This is a genomic window from Streptomyces sp. NPDC007088 (genome assembly GCF_042869355.1).
Taxonomy (GTDB): Bacteria; Actinomycetota; Actinomycetes; order Streptomycetales; family Streptomycetaceae; genus Streptomyces.
In genome coordinates this window covers 219,755-244,707 of sequence record NZ_JBIAFO010000005.1, presented here as the reverse complement: position 1 = coordinate 244,707, position 24,953 = coordinate 219,755, and the positions used below count along the sequence as shown (strand labels likewise).

The window sequence follows — 24,953 nt, the reverse complement described above, 5'->3', positions numbered from 1 at the left end:
TCCTGGCCTCGATGTCCCCGCCCGGACCGCTCTTCCGGGCCCGGGGCGCCGTTCAGCGCCCCAGCATCACGCCTACGGACGACGCTTGTGTGACCACTGCCTCCCAGCCGCCGAAGACGACTACGAGGAGGGCCGCCAGGGGAAGGACCATGGCAGTGGCCACCAGGGGGTGGCGGGTGCCGGCCCGGGGCGTGTGCCCCGGGCGGCCCTCCCGGTTGCCCGGTACCGTCGCGGCCATGGTTCCTCTCCTGTCAGTGGGAGGAGCGACGGGTGCGTGACCTCGGGGGACGAGTGCTCCCGCCGCTCTGCATTTCAATCTAGGGGCGGCGGGGAACGGGCACGTCATGCCGTCGTACCGATTGGGCCGCCTACGTCAGGAGGACCGTCCGCCCGCCTCCTACTCCCCTGGGTGGAGAGCCCCCTGAGACATCCCTGAAGGGGGTGACTTCGATCACGTGGGGCGAGGTCGCCTCGCGGTCCGTGGGCCGGGCCGGGCGGCGGGGTGGCGGGACCCGGGGCGAGGGGGTGGAGGCTGGGGGCGGGCCGGGGCCAATCCCTGCCGCCCGGTGCGGGATTGGCCCGCGCCCGGCCGGTGCGCAGGGTGACGGGACATCACGCGAACGGTCTTTCAAGTAGGGCGCGGGGCAACGACAATCGTTCGGTCCGGGAGGGCGCGGCCTCAGCGCACACCCGGCCGGGGAAACGTAAGCTGTGGCTCGTCAGCAGGACCGGGCAGCGGGGATGGACATGACGATGATGCGGCTCCGGCGCGAGGACCCGCGTGTCGTCGGCTCGTTCAGGCTTCACCGGCGGCTCGGCGCGGGTGGTATGGGTGTCGTCTATCTGGGCTCCGACCGGCGAGGTCAGCGGGTGGCGCTCAAGGTGATCCGGCCCGATCTGGCGGAGGATCAGGAGTTCCGCTCGCGTTTCGCCCGTGAGGTCTCGGCGGCCCGGCGCATTCGCGGAGGGTGTACGGCGCGGCTGGTGGCCGCCGACCTGGAGGCCGAGCGGCCCTGGTTCGCGACCCAGTACGTGCCGGGCCCCTCGCTGCACGACAAGGTCGCCGAGGACGGGCCGCTGGCCGCCTCGGACGTCGCCGCCGTCGGCGCGGCGCTCTCGGAGGGCCTGGTGGCGGTGCACGAGGCGGGGGTCGTCCACCGTGACCTCAAGCCGTCGAACATCCTGCTCTCGCCGAAGGGCCCGCGCATCATCGACTTCGGGATCGCCTGGGCGACGGGGGCGAGCACGCTCACCCACGTCGGTACGGCGGTGGGCTCCCCCGGTTTCCTCGCGCCCGAGCAGGTGCGGGGGGCCGCGGTGACCCCGTCGACGGACGTGTTCGCGCTGGGGGCGACCCTCGCGTACGCGGCGACCGGCGACTCGCCCTTCGGGCACGGCAGTTCCGAGGTCATGCTCTACCGCGTGGTGCACGAGGAGGCGCATCTGCGGGGGGTGCCCGACTCGTTGGCGCCGCTCGTGCGGGCCTGCCTGGCGAAGGACCCGGAGGAGCGGCCGAGCACCTTGCAGTTGTCGCTGCGGCTCAAGGAGATCGCCGCGCGGGAGGCGCAGGGCCTCGGCGAGAGCCGCCCGCCCGCTCCCCGGGGGGAGCCGGACCGGCCGACGGGGCGGCTCGCCGAGCAGTACGCGGAGCAGCAGACGCAGCGCCGGGCGGCCACTCCCCCGCCGCGTTCCAACCAGCGTCCCGAGCCGTCCGCCGGCCGTCCCGAGCGTCCGGGCGGTCCGCGGTCGGTCCGTGGTGAGCGGCCGGGGCCCGCGCGGCAGGAGCGGACGGGGCGGCGCGGCGCCAGCGCGCAGCCGGGTCCCGCCACGCATCCTTCGGGGCGCTCGGCCGGGCCGCGTGGTCCGGTGGCGGGGCAGTCCTCGCGTGCGGGCGCTCCCCGGGGCGGGGCACGGTCGCAGCAAGCCGGTCCGGCCCGGCCGGGCTCGCGCGCGGGAAGCCGTCCGGGCGGCAGACCGACGGGCTCGGGGCGGCGTCCCGCCAATCCGCGCCTGCTGCGTCAGCGTCTCGTGGTCTTCTTCCTGGTGACGCTGATCGTGGCGCTCGGCATCACCGTGGTGCAGGCGCTCACCTGAGTGCCCCGCCGGTCAGGTCCGGGGCCGGCGGGTCGCGTAGAAGACGACGGCCGAGGTGGCGGCGACGTTGAGGGAGTCGACGCCCGCGTCCATGGGGATGCGTACGTGCACGTCGGCCGCCGCGAGCGCCCCGGGGGTCAGCCCCGGCCCCTCGCTGCCGAACAGCAGGGCGAGGGCGGGGTCCTGCCTGGCCACGAGGGCGTCCAGGGTGATGGAGCGCTCCGAGAGGCACAGGGCGGCGAGGGTGAATCCGGCGTCGCGTACGAGCCGGGCGTCCGCGGGCCAGGACTCCAGGCGGGCGTAGGGCACGGAGAAGACGGCGCCCATGGAGACCTTCACGGCCCGCCGGTAGAGGGGGTCGGCGCAGCGCGGGGTGAGCAGGACGGCGTCCACCCCGAGGGCCGCGGCGTTGCGGAAGGCGGCGCCGAGGTTGGCGTGGTCGACCATGTCCTCGAAGACCGCCACCCGGCGGGCCCCGGCCAGTACCTCGGGGACCTCGGGCAGCGGAGTGCGCTGCATGGAGGCGAGCGCGCCGCGGTGCACGTGGTAGCCGGTGACCTGTTCGGCGAGGGCGGGCTCCACGAGGTGGACGGGCGCGTCGGCCGCCTCGACGACGTCCCGCATGACGGGCAGCCACTTCTCGGTGAGCAGCATGGAGCGCATCGGGTAGCCGGCGTCGAGGGCGCGCCGGATGACCTTCTCGCCCTCGGCGATGAACAGCCCCTCCTCCGGTTCGCGGCGGCGGCGCAGTTGTACGTCGGTGAGCCCGGTGTAGTCGCGCAGGCGCGGGTCTTCGGGGTCGTGCAGGGGGAGGGCTTCGGCCACGGGGTGCTGCCGCCTTGTCGTACGGGTGGGGACGGAGGGTGGGTCAGAGGGCGGCGGGGCCGACGGTGACGACCTCGCCGACGACGATCACGGCGGGCGGCCGTACGTCCTCGGCGCGGGCGGTGTCCTCGGCCGTCGCGAGGGTCGCGTCGACGCGGCGCTGGGCGGCGGTGGTGCCTTCCTGGACGAGGGCGACGGGTGTCCGGGGGTCGCGGCCCGCGGCGATCAGCGCCCGCGCTATCGCGCCGAGTTTGTCGACACCCATGAGGATCACGAGGGTGCCGCGCAGCCGCCCGAGGGCGTCCCAGTCCACGAGGGAGCGCGGGTCTCCGGGGGCCACGTGGCCGCTGACGACGGTGAACTCGTGGGCGACACCCCGGTGGGTGACGGGGATACCGGCGGCGGCGGGCACGCTCACGGAGCTGGAGATGCCGGGGACGACGGTGCACGGGATACCGGCCTCGGCGAGGGCCTGGGCCTCCTCCATGCCCCGGCCGAAGACGAAGGGGTCCCCGCCCTTGAGCCGCACGACCCGCTTCCCTGCCTTGGCGTGCTCGACGAGGGCCTGGTTGATGGCCTCCTGCGCCATGTACCGGCCGTAGGGGATCTTGGCGGCGTCGACGACCTCGACGTGCGGAGGCAGTTCGGCGAGCAGGTCACGGGGGCCGAGCCGGTCGGCGATGACGACGTCGGCCTCCGCGAGCAGGCGGCGGCCGCGCACGGTGATGAGGTCGGGGTCGCCGGGGCCGCCGCCGACCAGGGCGACCGAGGGGGTGCGCTCCCGGTGGCGCGGGGCGAGGAGGCTGCCCTCCCGCAGGCCCTCGACGACGGCGTCGCGGATGGCGGCGGTGCGGCGCGGGTCGCGGCTCTGGGCGCCGGTGGTGAGGACGGCGACGGTGACGCCTTCGCTGTGGCCGGTGGCCGGGGTCCAGGCCGTCGCGGCGTCGGCGTCGTCGCTGCGTACGCACCACACGCGGCGCTGCTCGGCCTCGGTGGAGGCGGCCTCGTTGGCGGCGGGATCGTCCGTGGCGATCAGCGCGTACCAGGCCCCTTCGAGGTCGCCGGGCGCGTACGGGCGCCGCTCCCAGCGCAGTTCACCGGCGGTGGCCATGGCCTCGACGGAGGGGGTCGCGGCGGGGGCGACGAGCAGGACGTCGGCGCCCGCGCCGAGCAGCGCGGGCAGCCGCCGCTGGGCGACCTGTCCCCCGCCGAGGACGAGGACCCGCCGTCCGGCGAGCCGCAGACCGACGGGGTAGGCGGGGTGGTCGGCGGGGACGGCCATGGCGGAGCGGCTCCTAGGGCGGGGTGGCGAGGACGATCTGCCGCTGCCGCGGTCAGCGGCTCGGGCGGTGATCCCTGGGCCGGTGCCCGCTCGGGCGCCGGCCAGGGGCGGCGGCGTCCACGATACGGGGAGCGGGCCGGGGCTCGCTGTGCGCCCCGTCACCTGGGAGCTTCCGCGTCATCGGCCCTCGGCGGGGGCCCGGTTCACTCGTCCTCCAGGGCGTAGCTGCCGAATACGGGCTCGCCCTCGCGCTCGTAGGTGCTGATGACGACGCCCCTGGAGGTGGGGCGGGTGGAGGTGAGGCGGAAGGCGGTGGGCCGCGTCCCGTCGCCGAACAGGCGCTTGCCGCGGCCGAGGGCCACCGGGAAGGTCAGGAGGTGGAGCGTGTCGACGAGCCCGGCGGCCAGCAGGGTCCGGAGGAGTGCGCCGCTGCCGTGCACCTGCAGTTCGCGGCCGGGGCGCTCCTTGAGGGCCCGGACCGCGGCCGGGACGTCCTCGCCGAGCCGCTCGGCGCCGTTCCAGTCCGGCACCTCTCCGTGGGCCGCGACGTACTTGGGGAGGCTGTTGAGGCGGCTCGCGACCAGATTGGCGGGGTCGGTGACCCTGGGCCAGTACGCGGCGAAGATCTCGTAGGTGCGGCGGCCGAGGAGGAAGGCGTCGACCCGCTCGAAGACGGAGCCGACGAAGGCGCCGAAGTCCTCGTCGCCGTAGGGCACGGACCAGCCGCCCGCGGTGAACCCGCCGCTGGTGTCCTCGTCGGGCCCGCCCGGCCCCTGGTAGACGCCGTCGAGGGTGAGGAAGGTGGTGGCGGTGAGCTTCATGGCGCGTGTCCTTCGCGGGTACGAGGGGAACTGCTGTCATGAGGGAGACCGGCCGGGCCGCCGGTTCTCGTCGGTGCGGCCCTTCCCCGGCTCATCCTGTCAGCGGGCGGGCTGTGGCGCCTGTCCGGAGGCGGTGCCGCCCGCACCGTGCGGGCCGCGGTGGCTGAGCAGGTCGCCCGGCTGGCAGTCCAGCACCTCGCAGATCCGGGCGAGGGTCGTGAAGCGGATCGCCTTGGCGCGCCCGTTCTTCAGGACGGACAGGTTGACGTTGGTGACGCCGACCTGCTCCGCGAGGTGCGCGAGGGTCATGCCCCGGTCCGCGAGGAGGCGGTCGAGGTGCACTTCGATGGCGTGCGCGCCCTCGGCGTCGGCGGGCATCAGACGGTTCCCTCCAGGTCCTCGCGCATGACGGCCCCGGCGCGCACGATCCGGGCGAAGGTGAGCAGCCCGAGACCGGTCAGGAACAGCAGGTACGGGGCGTCCCACAGGTTCAGCCAGGCACCTACTGTAAACGGCTGGTCCTCGGTGAGGGTGCCCAGCAGCGCGGCTCGCGCGTTGGCGCGGACGAACTCCGCGAGGAGGCTTCCCGCGAGCAGCCACCAGCCGAGCAGACGCAGCCCGGCCGCCGCCCGCTCGGTGTGGACGCCCTCCCGCTCGGCCGTGCGCAGGGTCCGGTGGAGCAGGTAGAGGCCGCCGAGGACCAGGAGGTGGGCGGGCCGGGCCGCGAGGGCGGTGAGGAACTGCTGGTAGCCGCTGGGGGATTCGGCGCAGTACTCCGGGTGCCATCCGACGGCGGCCCCGGGACGCAGTTGCTGCCACGGGACGTCGTCGAAACCCGTGGTCGTCGAGGAGACGGTGACGCAGGCCTGGCCGCCGGTCCAGTTGAGGTGCACCTCGCTGTCGAAGAGGCCGAGGACGGCGAAGAGGACGGGCAGGCCTATGAGCAGGCGCAGCACTCCCCCGACCACCGTCGAGAGCGGTTCGAGCAGCTTCGGTTCCCTGGACATGGTTCCCCCGGTTAATTATCGACCATCGATATTATCGAGAAACGATAAGTGATGGGGTGGGGTGGCGCAAGGGGCCGCCGGAACGACGAAGCCGCCGCCGCACCGGCCCGGAGGCTGGTGCGGCGGCGGCTCGTCTGACGGCGCGCCCGCGAGGGCGGTTACTTCTCGGTGACCCCCGCCGAGTCGAAGGTCGCCACCTCGTGCATCGCGCGGGCCGCACTCTGGACCAGGGGCAGGGCCAGGAGCGCGCCGGTGCCCTCACCGAGGCGCAGGTCGAGGTCCACGAGGGGACGCAGGCCGAGACTGTTCAGGGCGGCGACGTGTCCCGGTTCCGCGCTGCGGTGCCCGGCGATGCAGGCGGCGAGCACCTCGGGGGCGATCGCCCTGGCCACGAGAGCCGCCGCCCCGGCGCTGACGCCGTCCAGGATGACGGGTGTGCGCAGCGAGGCACCGCCGAGCAACAGCCCCGCCATCGCGGCGTGTTCGAGACCGCCGATCGCCGCGAGCACGCCGATGGGGTCGGCCGGGTCGGGGCGGTGCAGGTCGAGGGCGCGCCGGATCACGTCGATCTTGTGGGCGTGCATCTCGTCGTTGATGCCGGTGCCGCGACCGGTGACCTCGGCCGGGTCGGCGTCGGTGAAGACGGAGATGAGGGCCGCCGAGGCGGTCGTGTTGGCGATGCCCATCTCACCGGTGATGAGGGCCTTGTTCCCGGCCGCGACGAGGTCCCTGGCCGTCTCGATACCGACCTCGACGGCGGCCTTGACCTCCTCGCGGGTGAGGGCGGGCCCGGTCGTCATGTCGGCGGTGCCGGCCCGGACCTTGCGGGGCAGCAGTCCGGGGCTCGCGGGCAGGTCGGCGGCGACTCCGACGTCCACGACGCACACCTCGGCGCCGACCTGCGTGGCGAAGGCGTTGCACACGGCTCCGCCGCCCAGGAAGTTGGCGACCATCTGCGCGGTGACCTCCTGCGGCCACGCGGTGACGCCCTGGGCGTGCACCCCGTGGTCCCCGGCGAAGATCGCGACGGCGGCCGGTTCCGGCACCGGCGGCGGGCAGATCCGGGAGAGCCCGCTGAGCTGCGCGGAGATGATCTCCAGCATGCCGAGCGCCCCGGCCGGCTTGGTCATGCGCTTCTGCCGCTCCCACGCCTCGCCGAGCGCCTTCGCGTCGAGCGGCCGGATGTGGGCGACGGTCTCGGAGAGCAGGTCGGCGGGGGCGGCACCGGGCAGGGCCCGGCGGCCGTAGGTCTCCTCGTGGACCACCCAGGACAGCGGGCGGCGCTTGGACCAGCCGGACTGCATCAGCTCGGGCTCTTCGGGGAACGCGTCGACGTAGCCGAGGCACAGGTACGCGACGACCTCCAGGTGCTCGGGGAGGCCGAGGGCGCGGACCATCTCGCGCTCGTCGAAGAAGCTGACCCAGCCCACGCCGAGCCCCTCCGCGCGGGCGGCGAGCCACAGGTTCTCCACGGCGAGGGCCGAGGAGTAGGGCGCCATCTGGGGCTGGGTGTGCCGGCCCAGCGTGTGCCGGCCGCCACGGGTCGGGTCCGCGGTGACCACGATGTTCACCGGGGTGTCGAGTATGGCCTCGATCTTGAGTTCCCGGAACTGCTTGGCCCGCCCCTTGGGCAGCGAGGCGGCGTACGCCTCGCGCTGGCGCTCGGCCAGTTCGTGCATCGAGCGGCGGGTGTCCTCGGAGCGGATGACGACGAAGTCCCAGGGCTGCGAGTGGCCGACGCTGGGCGCGGTGTGCGCGGCCTCCAGCACGCGCAACAGCACGTCGTGCGGTACGGGGTCGGGCCGGAAGCCGTTGCGGATGTCGCGACGTTCCCGCATGACCCGCATGACCGCCTCGCGTTCGGCGTCCCCGTACCCGGGGGCGGGCGGGCCCGCGGGGGCCTCGGGCGCGGCCTCCCGCGGTGCGGGCGTCGCCTCCGGTACGGGGGTGCTCTGCGCCGGGGTCGCGGTGGCCTGTTCCTGCGGGTCCCAAACGGCCTCGGGGACCGGTGCGGGGGCCACCTCGGGGGCCGTGGTGACCGCCTCGGCGGGACCGGCGAGCCGGTCGGCCAGCGGGTCGGCCAGCGGGTCGGCGGACGGCTCGACGGGGGCCCCGGTTTCCGCGTCGGTCCGGGTCTCCGTCTCGGCCCGGGGCCCGGTCTCGGCCGGCGGCTCGACGACGTCGGACCGGACGGGGGTCTCGGCCGGCGGGACGGCCGTCGCGGGCTGCGGACCGGTGGGGACCGGGCCGTCCACCGCGACGAACTCACCGAGCGGGCCCTGGGCCTCCTCGGGGCTGCCGGGCAGGTACGGCAGCGGCGCCGGGGGGGTCACCGCGCGTTCCGGGGCCGCGTCCGACGCGTCCGGGACGACGTCCGGCGCGACCGGTTCGGCGACCGGCGCGTCCGGTTCGGCGACCGGGGCGGCGGGTTCGGCGACCGGGGCGGCAGGTTCGGCGGCGGACTCCGTCTGCGCCGGGGCCAGCTCCTGTGCCACGGCCGGGGCCGGCTCCTCACTCACCGCCTCCTCGGGGGCGGGCCCGGGGACGGTCAGCGGCTCGGACGCGGCGGCGACGGGCTCCTCGACTGCCGGTACGGGCAGTTCCGCCGGTTCGCCCGCGGGCGGCTCCTCCACCGTCACGGCCGGGGCGCCGGGCGGTTCCTCCACGGGAACGGCCGCGGTCGTCTCGGGAGTCGGCGCTTCGGCAACCGGCGTCTCGGAGGGTGCCGCCTCGGAGGCCGGCGCCTCGGGCGCCGTCGGTTCGGCGGGGGGCTCGGACGCCGGCTCGGGCTCCGTGACGGCCTCGGCGGGCTCCGCCGTGCCGTACTCGGCGGCCGGGCCTGCGGGCTCCACCCCGGCCCGGTCCTGCTCGGGCACGGTGCCGGTGGCCCCGGCCGGCGCCGGGTCCGCCGCGGAACCCTGCGCGGGGACGGTGCCGCGGCCCGTCGCGGGCCGGGTGCCCGCCTCGGCGGCAGGTGCCGCGGGGGCGAGGGTGTCGACGTATCCCGTCCCGCCGGTCCGCACCGCCTGAGGGGCGCTCACCGGGTTGGGGGCACCGGCGGGTCCGCGGTCGGCCAGGGACCGCACGGGGCTGTTGCTGGTGTCGGGCAGCGGCGGGCCCATGTGCAGCGGGCGCCGCACGGGCTGCGCGGGGGTGCGCGCGGCGGCCGGGTTGCGCACGGCGCTCAGGTCCACGGCTCCGCTGTCCCTGCCGTCCGTCTCGTGCGGGCCCGGCAGGTGCGCGGCTTCGGGCTCGGGCGCCGGCACGGCCTCGGGCGCGGGCTCGGCGCTTGGGGGCGCCTCCCCGGCGGGCACGTCGAGGGGCTCCGGGGACGGCTGCCCGCCGTCCGGGGTCTCCGGGTCCGCCACCGGTTCGGTCACGGGAGTGTGCGCGGCCTCCGGCCACGGCTGCCGCTCCGTCGCCTGCGGGGCCGGGGCCGGGGCCGCGTAGCCCTCGGCGGCGGGAACGTAGGTGTGGCCGGTGCCCTGCGAGGCGTCCGCGCCCACGTGCGCGTAGTCCACCTGCGGCTCGGGCTGCTCCTGGGCCGCCTCGTAGGCCGCGTTCGCGGGCAGTACGGGCTGCGCCTCGGTCCAGGCGCCCTGGGCGCCCGGCATGAACAGGAGGTCGTCGTCCTCGGCGGGAGCCGCGACGCCGTACCCCGGGTAGGGGTACGTGCCCGGCTGCTGTGCCGCGCCCTCCGGCTGCCCCTCCGCCGGGACCTTGCCGGTGTCCGTCATGCGTACCCCTCGCCCATGTGTCAGCAGTTTCGCGTTCTTCGGTTGTCGCCGGCCCTCGTGAGGGCCCGGCCCTCCCGCACGGCCCCGCGCGCACCTCCCGTCGAGAGCAACGAGCGTGCCCGCCGGGCGGCACGAGGCGGCCGAAACCCCGTCGTCCCGCGACATTCTCCCCGCCCACCCGCGACCGTGTCGGCCACTTCGGGCACGACGCGCTGTGGACTGCGCCACGTCGCGCGCCCACCGGCCCGGTCGTACCGCGAAACACCCGGTGAAGCAGGGGTTTTCGGACCTGATGGCGGATACCACCGTGGTCCGGGACGCAGTACAACGATCGGCCAGCCTACCGCGCACCCCGTGGCCGTGGCTTCACGGGGCGCGATCGAGGAGCGTGCCGGAGAGAAGGAAGACGACCGTGCGTTCGGTTTCGGTCCAGACCCGGGTGTCGAGGGCCACGGACTGCAGGAGCGCGCACTCGACGGCGTAGCCGTGCTCGCTCAGGTCACGGCCGATCAGCTCGGCCTCGTCGCGGGTCCCGGCGTGGGTGACGATCCGCTGCGGCCTGCGGTCGGCGACGGCCGAGACGACCGGGGCGCCGCCCCCTCCGACGCGTACGACGTCGGGCTCGGGGAGGTCCTCCAGTATGTGCGGGGCGCTGCCGTGCACGATCTGGGCCTGGACACCGAAGCGGCGCAGGGCGGCGGCCGTCCTGCCGCAGGCGTCGGCCTCGCGGTCGACGGCGAGCACGGCCGCGCCGAAGCGCGCGGCCTCGGCGGCGAAGGCGCCGGTGCCCGAGCCGATGTCCCACACGAGGTCGCCGGTGCGCGGTCCGAGCCGGGCGAGCTGGGCGGCGCGCAGCTGCGGGGTCTCCCCCTCCAGCCCCTTCCGGCCCGCGGGTTCGCCGCCGTACTCCTCGGCGGGCAGGGCCCAGCCGCGTACGCCCGGTCCGGGTTCGAGACCGGCGAGCCAGCCGCTCTCGCCGGCGGTGGGCGGCGGTGTGCCGCTGCCTCCGATGACGACGACGACGTTGGGATCGCGCCAGGTGTGGTCGGCGGCGCGGTCGGAGGTGAGGACGGTGGTGCGCTCGCGATCGGTGCCCAGCTCCTCGCAGATGACGAAGGTGCGGTGGACACCTTCGAGGAGCAGCCCCAGTTCGGCCGGCCCGGCGCCCGGGGAGGTGAGGACGGCGACCTTGGGGTGGGCCCGGCACACGTTGACGGCGCGGCGCAGGGTACGGGGGTGGGCGACGACGATCCGCGCGTCGTCCCAGGGCATTCCGGCGCGGGCGAAGGCGGCGGCCACCGAGGAGACGGCGGGCACCACTTCGACTTCGAGGCCGTGTTCGGGGGCGCGCAGGGCGCGGACCACGCCGAAGAAGCCGGGGTCACCGTCGGCGAGGACGACGGCGCTGCCGCGGTGGCCCGCGATGCGACGGGCGGCGAGGTGGACGCTGCCGAGGCGGACGCGTTCGGCGTGCGGGGGTACTTCGGGCAGCGCGAGCTGGTGCGCCGTGCCGGCCACGAGGGTGGCGGCGCCGAGGGCGGAGCGCGCCGCTTCGGTCAGCGGCGAACCGTCCCAGCCGATCACCGTGACGCGGTCGGCCATCGTCGTGTGTCTCCTGCTGTCTGCTCGGGGGCGGGCGTACGGCGGCGTAGATGGGGAGAAAAGGGGGCGCTGCGCCGGCCACGCTGACGGCAGGCTGAGGGTACCCGGTGGCGGGGGCCGCCGGGCAGGGGTGCGGGGGGGCGGGCTCAGTGCCAGTCGGCGAAGGCGGTCTCGCGGCCGCTCTCGGCGTCCAGGTCGCGCAGGTCGTCGAGGTCCTCGGGCAGCAGGCTCCACACGATGAGGTCGGTGCGGTGGCTGGACCAGCTGCCGTCCTCGTCGCGGTGGCGGGCTATCCAGGCGCCGCGCAGTACGCCTTCGCTGATGCCGCCGATCTTCTGGGCGACCTGCTGGGCGGCGGTGTTGTCGGCGGCGGTGCGCAGTTCGATGCGTTCGAACCCCTGGTCCTGGAACAGCCATTGGGCGACGGCGAGGGAGGCCTCACTCGCGTAGCCCTCGCCGCGCGCCCAGGGGGCGACGACGTAGGAGAGTTCGGTCGCGCGCAACCGCCAGTCGGTCGAGGAGAGCTGGACGACGCCGACCAGGCGCTGGGTGAGGAACTCGGTGACGGCGAGGACCACGCCCTGGCCGTCGAGCCGGCGGGCCGGGGCGTCCCTGGTGATCCAGTCGCGGGCCAGTTCCTCGGTGAAGGGCTGCGGGGTGGTGGTCCAGGCCGTGACCATCTCGTCGTTCATCATCTCGGCGCAGGCGGCGGTGTCGTCCTCTTCGAGGGAGCGCAGGACCAGCCGGTCGGTGCTGATGGAGATGTCCGGGAAGAGGGAAGTCATGCGCCGCTCCGTCATGGTCGGGCCTGGTTTGGGACCTTTCGGCGGCCGGGGGGCCGGTGTGCCGGATGGTCCAGCATGCAGCATGGCCCGCGGCGGGCGCACCACCGGGGCGGCCGGGCGCGGATGTGTCAGGTACCCGGAAAGCCCCGGCCCGTGGCGGCTTCCACGGACCGGGGCCTTCGGGGTGATCAGAAGGCGGGGAGGTTCGGGGTGATCAGAAGGCGGGGAGGACCGAACCGTCGTAGCGGTCCTCGATGAACTTCCTGACCTCCGGCGAGTGCAGGAGCTTCGCGAGCTTCTTGACCCGCGGGTCGTTCTGCTCGCCGTCCTTCACTACGAGGAGGTTGCCGTAGGGGTTGCCCTTGGCCTTCTCCTGGACGAGGGAGTCCTTGGCGGGGCTGAGCTTGGCCTGCACGGCGTAGTTGCCGTTGATGACGGCGGCGTCCACGTCGTCGAGGGAACGCGGCACCTGCGGGGCCTCCAGCTCCTTGAACTTGAGGTCCTTGGGGTTCTTCGCGATGTCCGAGGGGGTCGCGTCCTCGCCGGCGCCGGACTTGAGCCGGATGACGCCGTTGGCCTCCAGCAGCTTGAGGGCGCGGGCCTCGTTGGTCGCGTCGTTGGGCACGGCGACGGTCGCGCCCTTCTTCAGGTCGCCGACGCTCTTGACCTTGTGGGAGTACAGGCCGAGCGGCTCCAGGTGGACCGTGCCGACGGGCACGAGGTGGGTGCCGTTCTTCTTGTTGTAGTCGTCGAGGTACGGCTTGTGCTGGAAGTAGTTGGCGTCGACGGAGCCGTCCTGGGTGGCGGTGTTGGGGGTCACGTAGTCCGTGAACTCCTTGACCCGCAGGTCGAGTCCGGCCTTCTTCGCGAGGTGGTCCCTGACGTAGTCGAGGATCTCGGCGTGCGGGGTCGGGCTCGCGGCGACGACGAGGGCCTTGTCCTGGTCGGCCTGGGAGCCGGACGCGCTGTCGGAGTCCTTGGACCCGCAGGCGGCGAGGCCGAGGGTGAGGGCCCCCGCGGCGAGGACGGAGGCGGTGATCCTGGCGGTGTTACGCACGAAAAGTGCCTTTCTCGGGTAGTGCTGCCCCGCGGCCGCGGGGAGTGGTGCGAGGTGTGGTTCTGGGGGCCGGCGACGGGGCGCCGGCGGACGGGGGGCGCCGGTGGACGGGGGCGCCGGTGGACGGGGGCGCCGGTGGACGGGGCGTCTCGCCTACGCGGCGGGCACCGTCTCCTCCGCGTCCTTTGCGTCTCCCGCGGGCGGCGCGGTCTCCTTCCCGGCGCCGTCCTCGCGGCCACCGCTCCTCGCGGCGCGCAGCAGGCGCAGGCGCGGGGCGGGTCCGCCGCGGCCGCCGCGTGCGTGGAGGGCGCGGGCGGCGAGGTCGCCGAGGAACTGGATGACGGAGATGACGACGGCGAGGATCGCGACGGTGACCCACATGAGTCCCGTCTCGAAGCGCTGGAAGCCCTCGCGGACGGCGATGTCCCCGAGGCCGCCGGCGCCGACGGTGCCGGCCATCGCGGAGTAGCCGATGAGCGTGACGATCGTGGTCGTGGCGCTGGAGACGAGCGAGGGCAGCGACTCGGGGACGAGCACCTTGCGTACGACGGCCCAGGTGGTGCCGCCCATCGACTGGACGGCCTCGACGAGTCCGCCGTCCACCTCGCGCACCGAGGTCTCCACGAGACGGGCGTAGAAGGGGATGGCGCCGATCGCGAGCGGGACGACGGCGGCCTCGCGGCCGATGGTGGTCCCGGTGATCCAGCGGGTGAAGCCCATGAGGGCGACCATGAGGATGATGAAGGGCATCGAACGGGCGATGTTGACGAGCTGCCCGAGGAGTTTGTTCACCACGGTGTTGTGCAGCAGACCGCCCCGGTCGGTGAGGACCAGCAGCACGCCGAGCGGGAGCCCGACGACCACGGCTATGAGGGTGGACCAGCCCACCATGTAGAGGGTGTCCCAGCTCGCCTGGCTGAGCAGGGGCCGCATCTCGGACCAAGTCACTTCGCCACCTCCCCGGCGAGCGCGGCGGGGCCGGCCCGGAAGCCCTCGGGCCGGGCGGACTCGACCTGGAGGCCCTGTTCGCGCAGGAAGCCGATGGGGACGACGTTGTCCTCGTAGCGTCCGGGCAGTTCGATGCGCATCCGGCCGACCTGGCGTCCGGCGACGGTGTCCATCGCGGCGCCCAGGATCGAGATGTCGATGTTGTAGGTGCGCGACAGCTGCGAGATGACCGGGCGGGTGGCGCTGTCCCCGTGGAAGGTGACGTCGATGACGGTGCGGTGGCTGTCGCCGCTCTCCCCGCTGACCGGGAAGAGGGCGGCGGCGAGCGCGGAGCCGGGGGTGGCGAGCAATTCGTTCACGGTGCCGGACTCGACGATCTTTCCGTTCTCCATGAGGGAGGCCGCGTCGCAGACCTGCTTGACGACCTCCATCTCGTGCGTGATGAGCAGGACGGTGAGGCCGAGCCTGCGGTTGAGGTCGCGCAGCAGGTGCAGGATCGAGCGGGTGGTCTCGGGGTCGAGGGCGCTGGTGGCCTCGTCGGACAGCAGGACCTTGGGGTCGCCGGCCAGGGCGCGGGCGATGCCGACGCGCTGCTTCTGCCCGCCGGAGAGCTGCGCGGGGTAGGCGCCGGCCTTGTCGGCGAGGCCGACGAGTTCGAGGAGTTCGGCGGCCTTGAGGGCGCGGGAGCGGCGGCTGTGCCCGAGGATCTCCAGCGGGAGTTCGACGTTGTCCTGCACGGTGCGCGAGGACAGCAGGTTGAAGTGCTGGAAGACCATGCCGATGCGGCCGCGCGCGGCGCGCAGTTCACGGCCCGCGCGGCTGCCCCGGCCCAGCAGGGCGGTCAGTTCGGTGCCGTCCACGGTGACGCTGCCGGAGGTGGGGCGCTCCAGCAGGTTGACGCAGCGGATCAGGGAGGACTTGCCGGCGCCGCTCTGCCCGACGACTCCGTGGACGTCGCCTTCGTTCACGTGCAGATCGACGCCGTCCAGGGCGGTGATCTCACGCCCTCGGGAGCGGTAGACCTTGGTGAGGCCCGTAGTGGTGATCACAGGGGTTCCGTAGCTGTCGAGTGCGCGGCGGGGGTGGGCCGGCACGGGGTGCGTGGGGGAGGCGGGACCCGTCGGAAAGCGGCGGTCGGCGGCCAGGGGCCACGGACGGCGGGCAGGACGGGTTCCGGGGCACGCCGGGTCCGTACGACGGGAGTTCCTGAGTTCCTCAGGTGCGTACGGTCAGGGCGCGGCCGGGCTCGCTTCGGGGCGCGAGACGCGGGGCGGGGACCCTCAGACGGCGCACATTCGACACATGCGACGAGCACCGGGCATGGATTTCGCCTCGGTCGCAGGGCTGCGGTAGCTCGTCGTGGTCATGACGCCAGTTAACCAGACGGGCCGCCGGCACACGCCCCGCCGTCCGCTGTCCGGACGGTTCCGTTCAGTGGGTGGACGGCGCGCCGGGGTCGGCGTCCTCCAGGAGAACTTCCAGGCCGGCGTCGCTGACCTGCACGGACACCTGGGAGAGGTCGGTGACGACGGCGTCCGCGTGCAGGCGTTCACGCGGATACGTTGTGGTCAAGGCCACGGACCTCATCCCCGCGGCGCGGGCCGAGCGCAGACCGACCGGGGCGTCCTCGAACACGAGGCAGCGCGCCGGGTCGACGCCGAGCCGCGCGGCGGCCAGCAGGAAGGGCTCGGGGTCGGGCTTGCCGCGCGTGATGTCGTCGGCGGCCACGAGGGTGCCGGGGCGCACCCCGACCCCGGCGAGCCGGGCGAGGGCCAGGCGCCGGGTGGCGGAGGTCACCACCGCCCAGCGCGCGGCGGGCAGGGAGTCCAGGAGCCGTACGGTGCCGGGCAGCGCCTCGGTGCCGGCGGCGTCGGCGATCTCCAGCTCCTCGATGCGGGTGTTGGCCTCGGTGACCCGTCCGGGAGGTACGAGGTCGGCGACGATCTCGACGGAGGGCCGGCCGTGCAGCTCGATCCGGGCGAAGTCCTCGGCGCCCACCCCGTACTCGACGGCCCACTGCCTCCAGCAGCGCTCGACGGAGCGCAGCGAGGAGATGAGGGTGCCGTCATTGTCGAAGAGCAGGGCGTCGGCGGAGAGCTTCATGATCCCCGACCCTACCCAGGGGTGGGCGGCGAGGTGGGCGGGAGGGCGGGTGACGCATGCCTCCTCGCGGTGGCCGGGGTCGCGCGCGGGCGCGGTTTTTGCCCGTAATAGGCTCACGCCATGCTTGTTGCCCTGACGATCGCGACCGCTGTCGCCGCGCTCGTGCTCGCCGCGTGGTGCGGCCTGGCCTTCTCCCGGGACCAGTCGACCAAGGACTGGCACTTCATCGGGATGGCCGTCGTCACGCTGCTGGCGCTCGTGCAGCTCGTCGTGGGCGTCGTGCGGCTCGCGCGGGGCGAGAAACCCGAGCAGGGCACGGTCATCTTCGTCGCCTACCTCCTGGGGGCCGCGCTGTGCGTCCCGGCGGCCGGGCTGATGTCGCTGACCGAGCGGACCCGCTGGGGATCGATGACGGTGGTGGCCGGGGGCGTCGTCCTCGCGGTGCTCGAAGTGCGGCTCTACGACATCTGGGGTGGCTGACATGCGGCGGGAAACGGTGCGGGACGCGGAGGCGAAGGTGCCGGGTCGGGACGGGGAGCGCGGGGCGGGCGCGGCCCCGGACGGGAAGCGGGTCAGGCTGATCAGCGGGCCGGGCATCCTGCTGTTGTGGCTCTACGGCGTCATGGTGGTCGGCGCCCTGTCGCGCTCGGTGTACCAGCTCGCCACGGAGTTCGACCGGGCCCCGCTGGCCTACGTCCTGTCGGCGGTCGCGGGCGTCGTCTACTGCTTCATCACCTGGACGCTGGTGCGCGGCGGGGAGACGGCGCGGCGGGCGGCTCAGGTCTGCTGCGGCCTGGAGCTGGTGGGTGTCCTGACGGTCGGCACCTGGACGCTCGCCGATCCCTCGGCCTTCCCCGACGCGACGGTGTGGTCGGACTACGGCATGGGCTACCTGTTCATCCCGGTGATCCTCCCGGTCACCGCGCTGATGTGGCTGCGCACGTCCCGGCGGCAGGCGCTCGGCGCGGCCTGAGGGGCCCGCGGAAAGCGGGACGGACCGGCCCCCGCGAGGCGCGCCGAACCCGGCGGGGCCACCGTCCCGGTACCCCCGGCGTGGGTACCGGGGCGGTGGGCCTTCGCGCCGACGGCCGCCGCTGACACCGGTCCGGGGCGCGGCTCGTACGCACGGCCCCGGACCGCCCGGTCAGGCGGCGGCGTAGGCTCCGGCGCCCGCCTCCTTCGCGAGGGTCACCACGCTGAGGCGCTCGTCGACCTGCTCGGTGCCCACCGGTACGTAGCCGTGCTTGCGGTACAGACGCAGGTTGCTCTCGCTGCGGTGTCCGGTGAACAACTCGAAGCGGCGCGCGAGCCCCTCGCGCAGGAGCTGCGTCTCGATCGCGGTGAGCAGCCGTCCGCCCAGGCCGTGTCGCTGCATGCGCGGGTGGACGACGAGTTTGCCGATACGCGCGGTGCCGTCCGCTTCGAGGACCGCGCGCACCGAGGCGACGACCTCGGTGCCGAGCCGGGCCACCAGGACCCGGCCGGAGCGCAGTTCGGCACGGACGCTGTCGAGGCTCTGGGTGAGCGGCTCGATGCCCCAGTCCCCGTAGAGTCGCGCCTCGCTCTGGTAGCAGAGGTACTGGAGTTTGAGGATGTGCTCGGCGTCGTCCTCGGTCGCCGCAGAGATGGTCACGCTCATGCCCATGTGTGCATGCCTCCCGCTCACTTGCTCGCCCGTGGTGTCTGTCGCAGCTTTCCCCACTCCGGACCGTCCGTGAAACCTGGGGAGCCGGTCCGGTTCCGGGCGCCGGGGGCCACCAGGAGCCTCCGCAGGCAGTCCAGGCAGCGGGAACGCTCCGGGCCGAGGCTGCCCTGTGACATTCCCAACTCCGCCGCGATCTCCCGGTAGGTGAGATCGCGGGGCGACAGCAGGGCGTGTACGAGGCGACGGCAGCGGACCGGCAGGGCGCGCGCGGCACCGCGTACGGCGTGGGCGTGTTCGGCGTCGAGGTGACGCTGTTCCGGGCCCGCGCCGGGATCGGCGGTGTGCTGGTCGGCGTAGGGGCGCTCGCGGCGCAGGGTGCGGCGGGAGCGGCGGGCCTCGGCGCGTACCGTGCGGCGCAGCCATCCGGCCCAGTCCTCGGGGGCGGGGCCCTGACCGGCGAGGCGTTCGAACAGCCGCAGCCACACGGTCTGTTCGAGGTCGGCGGGATCACAGCCGAGGGCGTGGGCCTCGGCGGTCACCTCGGCGTGCAGCAGGGGGCGCAGCCCGTGGAGCAGCGCGTCGTGCGGGGCGGCGGGGACGGCCGGTGTGGGGGTCATGTCGGGCGGGACGCACCGGCCCGCCGTACCGGTTTCGCCGGGACCGCCGCCTCACCCGGACGGCGGGCACGCCGGGGGGAGGCCCTGAGGCGGTCCGCCTCCCCCGGCGCCCCGGCTCAGCGGCCCCGGCGGGCCAGGTAGCTCTCGCGGGCGAGCAGCGCGGTGTCGCCGTTGTCGGAGAAGAGGCCGTCGATGCCGGTCGCGAAGTAGGCGTGGAAGGCGCCGAAGGCGTCGCCGTAGGCGTTGGGGTCGCTGCCCCTGCGGAAGTCGGCGGGCAGGAAGGTGTTCTCGTTGCGCATCGTGTACGGGTGCAGGAGCAGCCCCTTGGCGTGGGCGTCCTTGACGAGGCGGGTGGGCCTGCCGAGCGCGCCGTCCTTGTCGCGCGGGATGATCAGGCTCAGGTCGGGGCCGATGCCCTGGGCGAAGCCGGAGATCCACTTCAGCCCGGCGGGGGTCACGAGGTCGTCGGTGGTGCGCGGGTCGCCGGTGGCCTGGAAGTCGTAGGGCTTGGTGCCGGCGGTGGAGAGCAGCACGATGCCGGGGGTGTCGACGAGCCGGGACAGTCGCTGGATGCTGGTCGGTTCGAAGGACTGGAGGATGAGCGCGGCGTTGGCGGTGTGCCGGCCGTGGCGGCGCAGCAGCGTGGCGAGACGTTCCTCCAGGGGCAGCCCGATGCCGCGGAAGTAGGTGGGGTGCTTGGTCTCGACGTAGAGCCAGATCCTCCGGCCCCGGGCGCGCCCCTCCTTCTCGGCCCAGCGCAACACCTCCTCGAAGGTCGGCACCTGCCACAGCCCGTCGTAGAGGGTGTTGTGCTGACGGGTGCCGGGGATGCGCTCGACGGCGCGCAGGGTTCTGAGTTCGGCGAGGGTGAAGTCCTCGGTGAACCAGCCGGTCAGCTCGGCGCCGTCCACCGTCTTCGCGGTCCTGCGGCTCGCGAACTCGGGGTGCCGGGAGACGTCGGTGGTCGCCGTGATGTCGTTCTCGTGACGGCACACGAGATGGCCGTCCTTGGTGGGCACGAGGTCCTGCTCGATGATGTGCACGCCCATGTCGAGGGCGAGTTGGTAGGAGCCGAGGGTGTGCTCGGGGCGGTAGCCGGAGGTGCCGCGGTGGCCGATGACGGTGACCTCGGGGAGGTCGCGCAGGGCGCCGCCGCCGCTGCCGTGCCCCGCGGGTGCGGCGGCCTGCCCGCCCTGGGCGAAGGCGGCGCCGGGGGCGATCACGGCGGCCGAGGCGCCGGCGACGGCCGCGCCGAGCAGGGCGCGGCGTCCGGTGCCCGCCTTCGTGTCCCCGGGTCCCTGTGTCGTCATGGGTCAACTCCTCGTGCGCTGGTGGGCCTGCGGTGTCCCTGAGGCGCTCGGTGGGTGCCGGGCCGCTCGTGGCGGAGGCCCCGGGCCGGTCGAGCGGTGCCGATGCTAGGGCTGGGGGCGAGTGGGGCGGGAGAACCCGGGCCGAACGCCGGATGAAAACCGGCCTTTGGGACGGGGAACGGGAGGACGCGGCCGGGCCGCGCCGGGTCAACACTCCGTTTCGTGTGCGTGAACCCGGTGTGCGATCGGGTCGCGCCCGCGAGTATCGTCCTCACCTGCGGGCTCCCCGCAGTGTCCGCCGTCGTCGTCGACCGCTCCGGAGGGTCAGTTGTCCCGCTTCGCGTTCCTCAAGGGTGTGCTCGGCCCCGTCATGCGCCTGATGTTCCGTCCGCAGGTCGAGGGCGCGGAGAACATTCCGGCCGAGGGACCGGTGATCGTGGCCGGAAACCATCTGACCTTCATCGACTCGATGATCCTGCCGCTGGTGTGCGACCGGCAGGTGGTGTTCATCGGCAAGAACGAGTACGTCACCGGCAAGGGACTCAAGGGCCGGGCCATGGCCTGGTTCTTCACGGGCGTCGGCATGATCCCGGTGGACCGCGACGGCGCGAACGGCGGGGTCGCGGCGCTCATGACGGGGCGCCGGGTGCTGGAGGAGGGCCGTGTGTTCGGCATCTACCCCGAGGGCACCCGCTCCCCCGACGGGCGGCTGTACCGGGGCCGTACGGGGATCGCCCGGCTGACCCTGATGACGGGCGCCCCGGTCGTCCCGTTCGCGATGATCGGCACCGACAAGCTCCAGCCCGGCGGCAAGGGGCTCCCCCGTCCCGGCAAGGTCACCGTGCGCTTCGGCGAACCCCTGGAGTTCTCCCGCTACGAGGGCATGGACCGCGACCGCTACGTCCTGCGCGCCGTCACCGACTCGGTGATGACCGAGGTCATGCGGCTGTCCGGCCAGGAGTACGTGGACATGTACGCGACGAAGGCGAAGGCGGCCTGAACCCCGCCGCACACGGCCTCACGGGAGGCGTCCAGGGCCTGGCCCGGACGCCTCCCGTCCCGTTTCCCCCGCCTTTCCCTCTTTCGACCCGAATTCCCTCGGATTTCCCTTGATTCCCCTTGACGTCCCGCCGCGCGACGGTGGACCGCCCCCGGTCGCAGCGTCGGCAGTCTCCGCGCGGCCTTGTGGCAGGGTGACTAGGGCTCGGCTCGTAGCTCGTCCGGGTGATCGTCGGACGGGGGCGGCCCGCTCGTGTCGCCGGACGGGGGCGGCTGACCGCACGACTCGGCCCAGACGGTGACCGGACACGCCGCGGCCCGGCCGGGGAGGACAGGCTCAGGGGCGGGGCGGCGCTCCCCGGCCTCCGGCCGGCACCTTCTTCGGGTCCGCTTCCCTCGCTCCGCCCTCCAGCCGCTGGCCCTTGAGCAGGAACCACGCGGCGACGGCGGTCGCGAGCAGGACGACGGCGCCGGCGACGGCCGCGTAGTGCAGCCCCTGGACGAAGGAGTCCTGTGCGGCCGAGACCATGGTGCGCGCCAGTGGCGCCGGCAGGTCTTTGGCCGCCTCGACGGCCCCGCCCAGTGACTGGTGGGCCGCGTCGGCGAGGGGGGCGGGGACGCCGGGCGGGGCGCTGAAGTCGCGGTAGACGCCGGTCACGATGGAGCCGAGCAGGGCGATCCCGAGGGCGGCGCCCAGTTCGTAGGCGGTCTCGGACACGGCCGAGGCCGCCCCCGCCTGTTCCTTCGGTACGGCGGAGAGGATCACGTCGGCGGTGACGGTGAAGGAGAACCCGGCGCCGACGCCGACCACCAGCAGCACCGCGCCGAGCAGCGGGTAGCCCGTGTGCTGGCCGACGAACGCGACGGCGCCCAGGGCGACCCCGATCGCGGCGAGGCCCCCGGAGACGACGGCGCGCACCGAGAAGCGGCGGGCCACGACGCCCGCGACGAGACCGGCCGCCACCGCGCCGACGGCGGAGGGCAGTTCGGCGAGCCCGGCCTCGAACGGCGGCCTGTCCTGCACGAGTTGCAGGAACTGGGAGAGGAAGAAGACCAGCCCGGACAGGCCGAGGATGGTGAGCAGGTCGGCGAGGACGGCCGCGCTGAAGCCCCGGTTGCGGAAGAGCCGCATGTCGAGCAGGGGCGCCCTCAGGGTCTGCTGGCGCCGGACGAACCAGACGAGCAGCGCGATCCCGAGGACGCCGGTGACCGCGGCCTCCGCGTGGAAGCCGTGCGCGGCGGCCTCCTTGACGGCGTAGACCACGCCGATCATCCCGACCAGGGAGAGCGCGACGCTCGGCAGGTCCCACGGCCCCGGCGCGGGGTTCTTCGACTCCGGCAGGAGCTTGAGGCCGACCACGACGAGGATCGCCATGACGGGCAGGTTGATGAGGAAGACCGAGCCCCACCAGAAGTGCTCCAGCAGGAAGCCGCCGACGATCGGGCCGACCGCCATACCGGCCGAGGAGGCCGCGCCCCACACGCCGATCGCGAAACTGCGTTCGCGCGGGTCGTGGAAGATGTTGCGGATCAGGGCCAGCGTCGAGGGCATGAGGGTGGCTCCGGCGACGCCGAGCAGCGCGCGGGCCACGATCAGCACCCCGGGGGTGTGCGCGTAGGCGGTGAGCACCGAGACGCCGCCGAAGGCGACCGCGCCGAGCAGAAGGAGCTTCTTGCGGCCGATGCGGTCACCGAGACTGCCCATGGAGACGAGGAGCCCGGCGATGACGAAGGAGTAGACGTCGCCGATCCACAGCAGCTGGGTGCCCGAGGGGTGCAGGTCCTCGCTGATGAACGGGGTGGCCAGGCCCAGCACGGTGGCGTCCACGGCCACCAGCAGGACCGCGAGGACCAGTACCGCGAGGGCCAGCCAGCGGCCGAGCCTGCGCTCGGCGAGCGGGGTGGTGGTCGTCATGGTGTGTTCCTCCGGGCTCCGCCGAGCATCAGCTCGGTGACCATGTGGGTGTAGTCCTGCGCGGCGACCCGGCCGTCCACGACGCACCAGCCGCACGAGCCGATCAGCGCGTACAGGGCCTCGGTGAGCCAGACCGGGGTGAGATCGATGCGGAACTCCCCGGCGAGCTGACCACGGGTGAACAGCTCGCCGAAGCGCCGGTCGAGCCGGGCCCAGCCCTCGTTGACCTCATCGCCCTGGAAGAGCTGGTTCTCGGTGATGAGGAAGGACAGCAGCGGGGCGGCCGACTGGAGTTCGGCGACCAGGCGGCGTACGGCCTCCTCGGCGGAGCCCTCGGTGATCCGGGCCGCCTCGACGGCCGCCTCGCACTCGCGCAGCCCCAGCTCCTCCAGGGCGCGGACGAGCGCGTCGCGCCCCGCGAAGTGCCGGTGCAGGGTGGCCCGGCTGATGCCGGCGGCTCTGGCCACCTCGTCCATGGTCGCGCCCGAGGACCGCACCAGCAGGGTGGCGGCGGCACGCAGGACCTGTTCCCGGTCGAAAGACATGAAACGAGACTACTCCAAATGAGACGTACGCGTCTCATTCGACATGTCCATGTCTCGCCTGAAGCCGAGCCGACGGCGAGCCCGCCACCGGTGTCCCCCGGCTTCCGGGCGCCGGCGGCGGGCCTGGGTGATGCTGGCAGGGTGCCTTCGTCCTCCACCGGCCGTGTCCGCCGGGAGCCGCCGCTGCTCTTCCTCGACGTCGACGGCCCGCTCAATCCGTACGCGGCGCCCGGCCGGCGCCCGCCGCGCGGCTACACGGCGTACGCGATGCGCCCGGCGGGCTGGGCCTACCCGCGGCCGCTCCGGGTGCTGCTGAACGCGGAGCACGGGGAGCGGCTGCGGGTCCTGTCGCACCGCTACACGCTCGTATGGGCCACGACGTGGAAGGCGGCGGCGAACGAGTGGATCGGTCCGCGGCTGGGCCTGCCGGACCTGCCGTACGTCGACTGGCCGCCGCTCAGCCCCGGACCGGCGGGCACCTTCTGGAAGACGCGCACCGTGGTGGAGTACGCGGGGCACCGGCCCTTCGCGTGGGTGGACGACGAGATCGGTACGGCCGACCGGGAGTGGGCCGGGCTCCACCACCGCGCACCCGCGTCCCTGATGCGGATCGACCCGGCGCGCGGGCTGGTGGACGACGACTTCACGGCCCTGGAGGAGTGGGCGGAGAGCCTGTGACCGGCTACTGCCAGGGCAGTTCCGCGCGGCGCCGCCAGTACGCGCGCGGATCCTCGGCCAGCCGGGACAGGCGTTCCACGCGGTCCTCGTCGAGATCGGCGAGCGGGGCGTGCAGGTGGGAGGCGAGCTGGGCGGTGGTCGCCGCTCCGGAGAGGACCACCGAGACCCAGGGGGCGCGCAGGACGAAGGCGAGGGCGACCGCGTCGGCGCCGAGGCCGAGTTCGCCGGCGACCGCGCGCAGCGCCTCGGGCGCCGCGTCCCCGGCCAGCCGGCCGTTGGCGAGGGCCTCCTTGACGATGACGGTGCGCCCGGCGGAGTGCGCCTCGGCGAGAGCGGGGCCCGCCGCGTGGTCCAGGGCGTTGTAGGTGGCCTGGACGGTGCGGAACAGGGGCTGGCCGGCGACCTCCACGGCGAGCGCGGCGCGGATCGCCTCGGCCTGTTCGGGGCCGCTCACGGACAGGCCGACGGTGACGCCCTCGGAGCCGAGCGCGGCGAGGCGTTCGTGCAGGTCCTTGTCGGTGAGGGCCGGGCTGTCGGGGGTGACGGAGTGGATCTGGTAGAGGTCCAGCCGGTCGCCGAGCAGTTCGCGGCTCTCGGCGCGCTGCCGCTCGAAGGTGGCGGCCGTGTGGTCCTTCGTCTCGTGCGACGGTGCCTGGGTGCGCCATCCGGCGGTGTAGGTGTAGCCCCATTTGCTGCCGACGACGACATCGGTGGCCTCGGGCCGGGCGGCCAGCCAGTCCGCGAGGAACTCCTCGGCGCGCCCGTAGGACCGCGCCACGTCGACGTAGCGCACCCCCTGCGCGTAGGCCGCGTCGAGCAGTTCGTGGGAGCGGGCCCGCAGTTCCTCGACGGTGCGGTCCCCGGGCAGGTCGCGGTCCCGGCCGAGGTTGATGTAGCCGGGGCGGCCGACGGCGGCGAGGCCCAGTCCGATGCGGGCGGTCGGGGTGGTGACGGCGGCCAGGCGGGCGAAGGACATGCGGCTC

General features: G+C 74.1%; 24 protein-coding genes. 5 read left to right on the top strand and 19 right to left on the bottom strand.

Annotated features, from left to right (window positions below; all coding sequences use genetic code 11):
* Positions 1-52 precede the first annotated feature (52 nt).
* Positions 53-238, bottom strand: coding sequence for a hypothetical protein (locus tag ACFYMP_RS10720; protein WP_388853885.1), 186 nt, complete (start codon positions 236-238; stop codon positions 53-55).
* Between the two features lie 503 nt (positions 239-741).
* Between ACFYMP_RS10720 and ACFYMP_RS10715 the strand changes: the two genes are divergently transcribed.
* The gene (locus tag ACFYMP_RS10715; protein ID WP_388854294.1) at positions 742-2,094 is read left to right on the top strand and encodes a protein kinase; all 1,353 of its coding nucleotides are present in this window, start codon (positions 742-744) and stop codon (positions 2,092-2,094) included.
* Positions 2,095-2,106: 12 nt separating this feature from the next.
* Here ACFYMP_RS10715 and ACFYMP_RS10710 read toward each other — a convergent pair whose 3' ends face one another.
* From ACFYMP_RS10710 to ACFYMP_RS10655, 12 genes are all read right to left on the bottom strand, one after another.
* Positions 2,107-2,919, bottom strand: a complete 813-nt coding sequence (locus ACFYMP_RS10710; RefSeq protein WP_388853882.1) for a TrmH family RNA methyltransferase — start codon at positions 2,917-2,919, stop codon at positions 2,107-2,109.
* A 43-nt stretch (positions 2,920-2,962) separates the two neighbouring features.
* Complete coding sequence (gene cobA / locus ACFYMP_RS10705; protein ID WP_388853879.1) at positions 2,963-4,201, bottom strand: uroporphyrinogen-III C-methyltransferase; 1,239 nt, start codon at positions 4,199-4,201, stop codon at positions 2,963-2,965.
* Positions 4,202-4,404: 203 nt separating this feature from the next.
* Positions 4,405-5,022: a dihydrofolate reductase family protein gene (locus ACFYMP_RS10700; protein WP_388853876.1), complete on the bottom strand. Its 618-nt coding sequence runs from the start codon at positions 5,020-5,022 to the stop codon at positions 4,405-4,407.
* A 99-nt stretch (positions 5,023-5,121) separates the two neighbouring features.
* Positions 5,122-5,400: a helix-turn-helix domain-containing protein gene (locus tag ACFYMP_RS10695; RefSeq protein WP_388853874.1), complete on the bottom strand. Its 279-nt coding sequence runs from the start codon at positions 5,398-5,400 to the stop codon at positions 5,122-5,124.
* Entirely contained in the window at positions 5,400-6,029 is a 630-nt protein-coding gene (locus ACFYMP_RS10690) for a hypothetical protein (RefSeq protein ID WP_388853871.1), read from the bottom strand. The genes ACFYMP_RS10695 and ACFYMP_RS10690 overlap by 1 nt, the downstream gene beginning before the upstream one ends.
* A gap of 158 nt (positions 6,030-6,187) precedes the next feature.
* Complete coding sequence (cobT, locus tag ACFYMP_RS10685) at positions 6,188-9,766, bottom strand: nicotinate-nucleotide--dimethylbenzimidazole phosphoribosyltransferase (protein ID WP_388853868.1); 3,579 nt, start codon at positions 9,764-9,766, stop codon at positions 6,188-6,190.
* 366 nt (positions 9,767-10,132) lie between these two features.
* Entirely contained in the window at positions 10,133-11,368 is a 1,236-nt protein-coding gene (cbiE, locus tag ACFYMP_RS10680) for a precorrin-6y C5,15-methyltransferase (decarboxylating) subunit CbiE (protein ID WP_388853866.1), read from the bottom strand.
* Positions 11,369-11,514: 146 nt separating this feature from the next.
* Complete coding sequence (locus ACFYMP_RS10675; protein WP_388853863.1) at positions 11,515-12,153, bottom strand: GNAT family N-acetyltransferase; 639 nt, start codon at positions 12,151-12,153, stop codon at positions 11,515-11,517.
* Between the two features lie 214 nt (positions 12,154-12,367).
* On the bottom strand, positions 12,368-13,210 hold the full coding sequence (locus ACFYMP_RS10670) for a MetQ/NlpA family ABC transporter substrate-binding protein (protein WP_388853860.1): 843 nt from the start codon (positions 13,208-13,210) through the stop codon (positions 12,368-12,370).
* A gap of 153 nt (positions 13,211-13,363) precedes the next feature.
* Complete coding sequence (locus ACFYMP_RS10665; protein WP_388853857.1) at positions 13,364-14,158, bottom strand: methionine ABC transporter permease; 795 nt, start codon at positions 14,156-14,158, stop codon at positions 13,364-13,366.
* On the bottom strand, positions 14,155-15,207 hold the full coding sequence (locus tag ACFYMP_RS10660; RefSeq protein ID WP_388853854.1) for a methionine ABC transporter ATP-binding protein: 1,053 nt from the start codon (positions 15,205-15,207) through the stop codon (positions 14,155-14,157). The genes ACFYMP_RS10665 and ACFYMP_RS10660 overlap by 4 nt, the downstream gene beginning before the upstream one ends.
* Positions 15,208-15,589: 382 nt before the next feature.
* Positions 15,590-16,261, bottom strand: a complete 672-nt coding sequence (locus ACFYMP_RS10655) for an HAD-IA family hydrolase (RefSeq protein WP_388853851.1) — start codon at positions 16,259-16,261, stop codon at positions 15,590-15,592.
* Positions 16,262-16,381: 120 nt separating this feature from the next.
* Between ACFYMP_RS10655 and ACFYMP_RS10650 the strand changes: the two genes are divergently transcribed.
* Positions 16,382-16,741 (top strand): hypothetical protein, encoded by a 360-nt coding sequence (locus tag ACFYMP_RS10650; RefSeq protein WP_388853848.1) that lies wholly within the window; start codon positions 16,382-16,384, stop codon positions 16,739-16,741.
* Position 16,742: 1 nt separating this feature from the next.
* Entirely contained in the window at positions 16,743-17,234 is a 492-nt protein-coding gene (locus ACFYMP_RS10645; protein ID WP_388854291.1) for a hypothetical protein, read from the top strand.
* A 171-nt stretch (positions 17,235-17,405) separates the two neighbouring features.
* Here the strand turns inward: ACFYMP_RS10645 and ACFYMP_RS10640 are convergent, their stop codons facing one another.
* From ACFYMP_RS10640 to ACFYMP_RS10630, 3 genes are all read right to left on the bottom strand, one after another.
* Positions 17,406-17,906, bottom strand: a complete 501-nt coding sequence (locus ACFYMP_RS10640; protein WP_388853845.1) for a GNAT family N-acetyltransferase — start codon at positions 17,904-17,906, stop codon at positions 17,406-17,408.
* 17 nt (positions 17,907-17,923) lie between these two features.
* On the bottom strand, positions 17,924-18,523 hold the full coding sequence (locus ACFYMP_RS10635) for an RNA polymerase sigma factor (protein WP_388853842.1): 600 nt from the start codon (positions 18,521-18,523) through the stop codon (positions 17,924-17,926).
* 116 nt (positions 18,524-18,639) lie between these two features.
* Positions 18,640-19,833: a glycerophosphodiester phosphodiesterase gene (locus ACFYMP_RS10630; RefSeq protein WP_388853839.1), complete on the bottom strand. Its 1,194-nt coding sequence runs from the start codon at positions 19,831-19,833 to the stop codon at positions 18,640-18,642.
* Positions 19,834-20,161: 328 nt separating this feature from the next.
* Between ACFYMP_RS10630 and ACFYMP_RS10625 the strand changes: the two genes are divergently transcribed.
* Complete coding sequence (locus tag ACFYMP_RS10625; protein ID WP_388853836.1) at positions 20,162-20,833, top strand: lysophospholipid acyltransferase family protein; 672 nt, start codon at positions 20,162-20,164, stop codon at positions 20,831-20,833.
* A gap of 336 nt (positions 20,834-21,169) precedes the next feature.
* Here ACFYMP_RS10625 and ACFYMP_RS10620 read toward each other — a convergent pair whose 3' ends face one another.
* Positions 21,170-22,747, bottom strand: a complete 1,578-nt coding sequence (locus ACFYMP_RS10620) for an MFS transporter (protein WP_388853833.1) — start codon at positions 22,745-22,747, stop codon at positions 21,170-21,172.
* On the bottom strand, positions 22,744-23,292 hold the full coding sequence (locus tag ACFYMP_RS10615) for a TetR/AcrR family transcriptional regulator (RefSeq protein ID WP_388853830.1): 549 nt from the start codon (positions 23,290-23,292) through the stop codon (positions 22,744-22,746). Before ACFYMP_RS10615 ends, ACFYMP_RS10620 begins: the two co-directional genes overlap by 4 nt.
* Positions 23,293-23,433: 141 nt before the next feature.
* Here ACFYMP_RS10615 and ACFYMP_RS10610 point away from each other — a divergent pair, with 141 nt between their 5' ends.
* Positions 23,434-23,970, top strand: coding sequence for an HAD domain-containing protein (locus tag ACFYMP_RS10610; protein ID WP_388853827.1), 537 nt, complete (start codon positions 23,434-23,436; stop codon positions 23,968-23,970).
* 4 nt (positions 23,971-23,974) lie between these two features.
* Here ACFYMP_RS10610 and ACFYMP_RS10605 read toward each other — a convergent pair whose 3' ends face one another.
* Positions 23,975-24,946 (bottom strand): aldo/keto reductase, encoded by a 972-nt coding sequence (locus tag ACFYMP_RS10605; RefSeq protein WP_388853824.1) that lies wholly within the window; start codon positions 24,944-24,946, stop codon positions 23,975-23,977.
* Between the last annotated feature and the right edge of the window lie 7 nt (positions 24,947-24,953).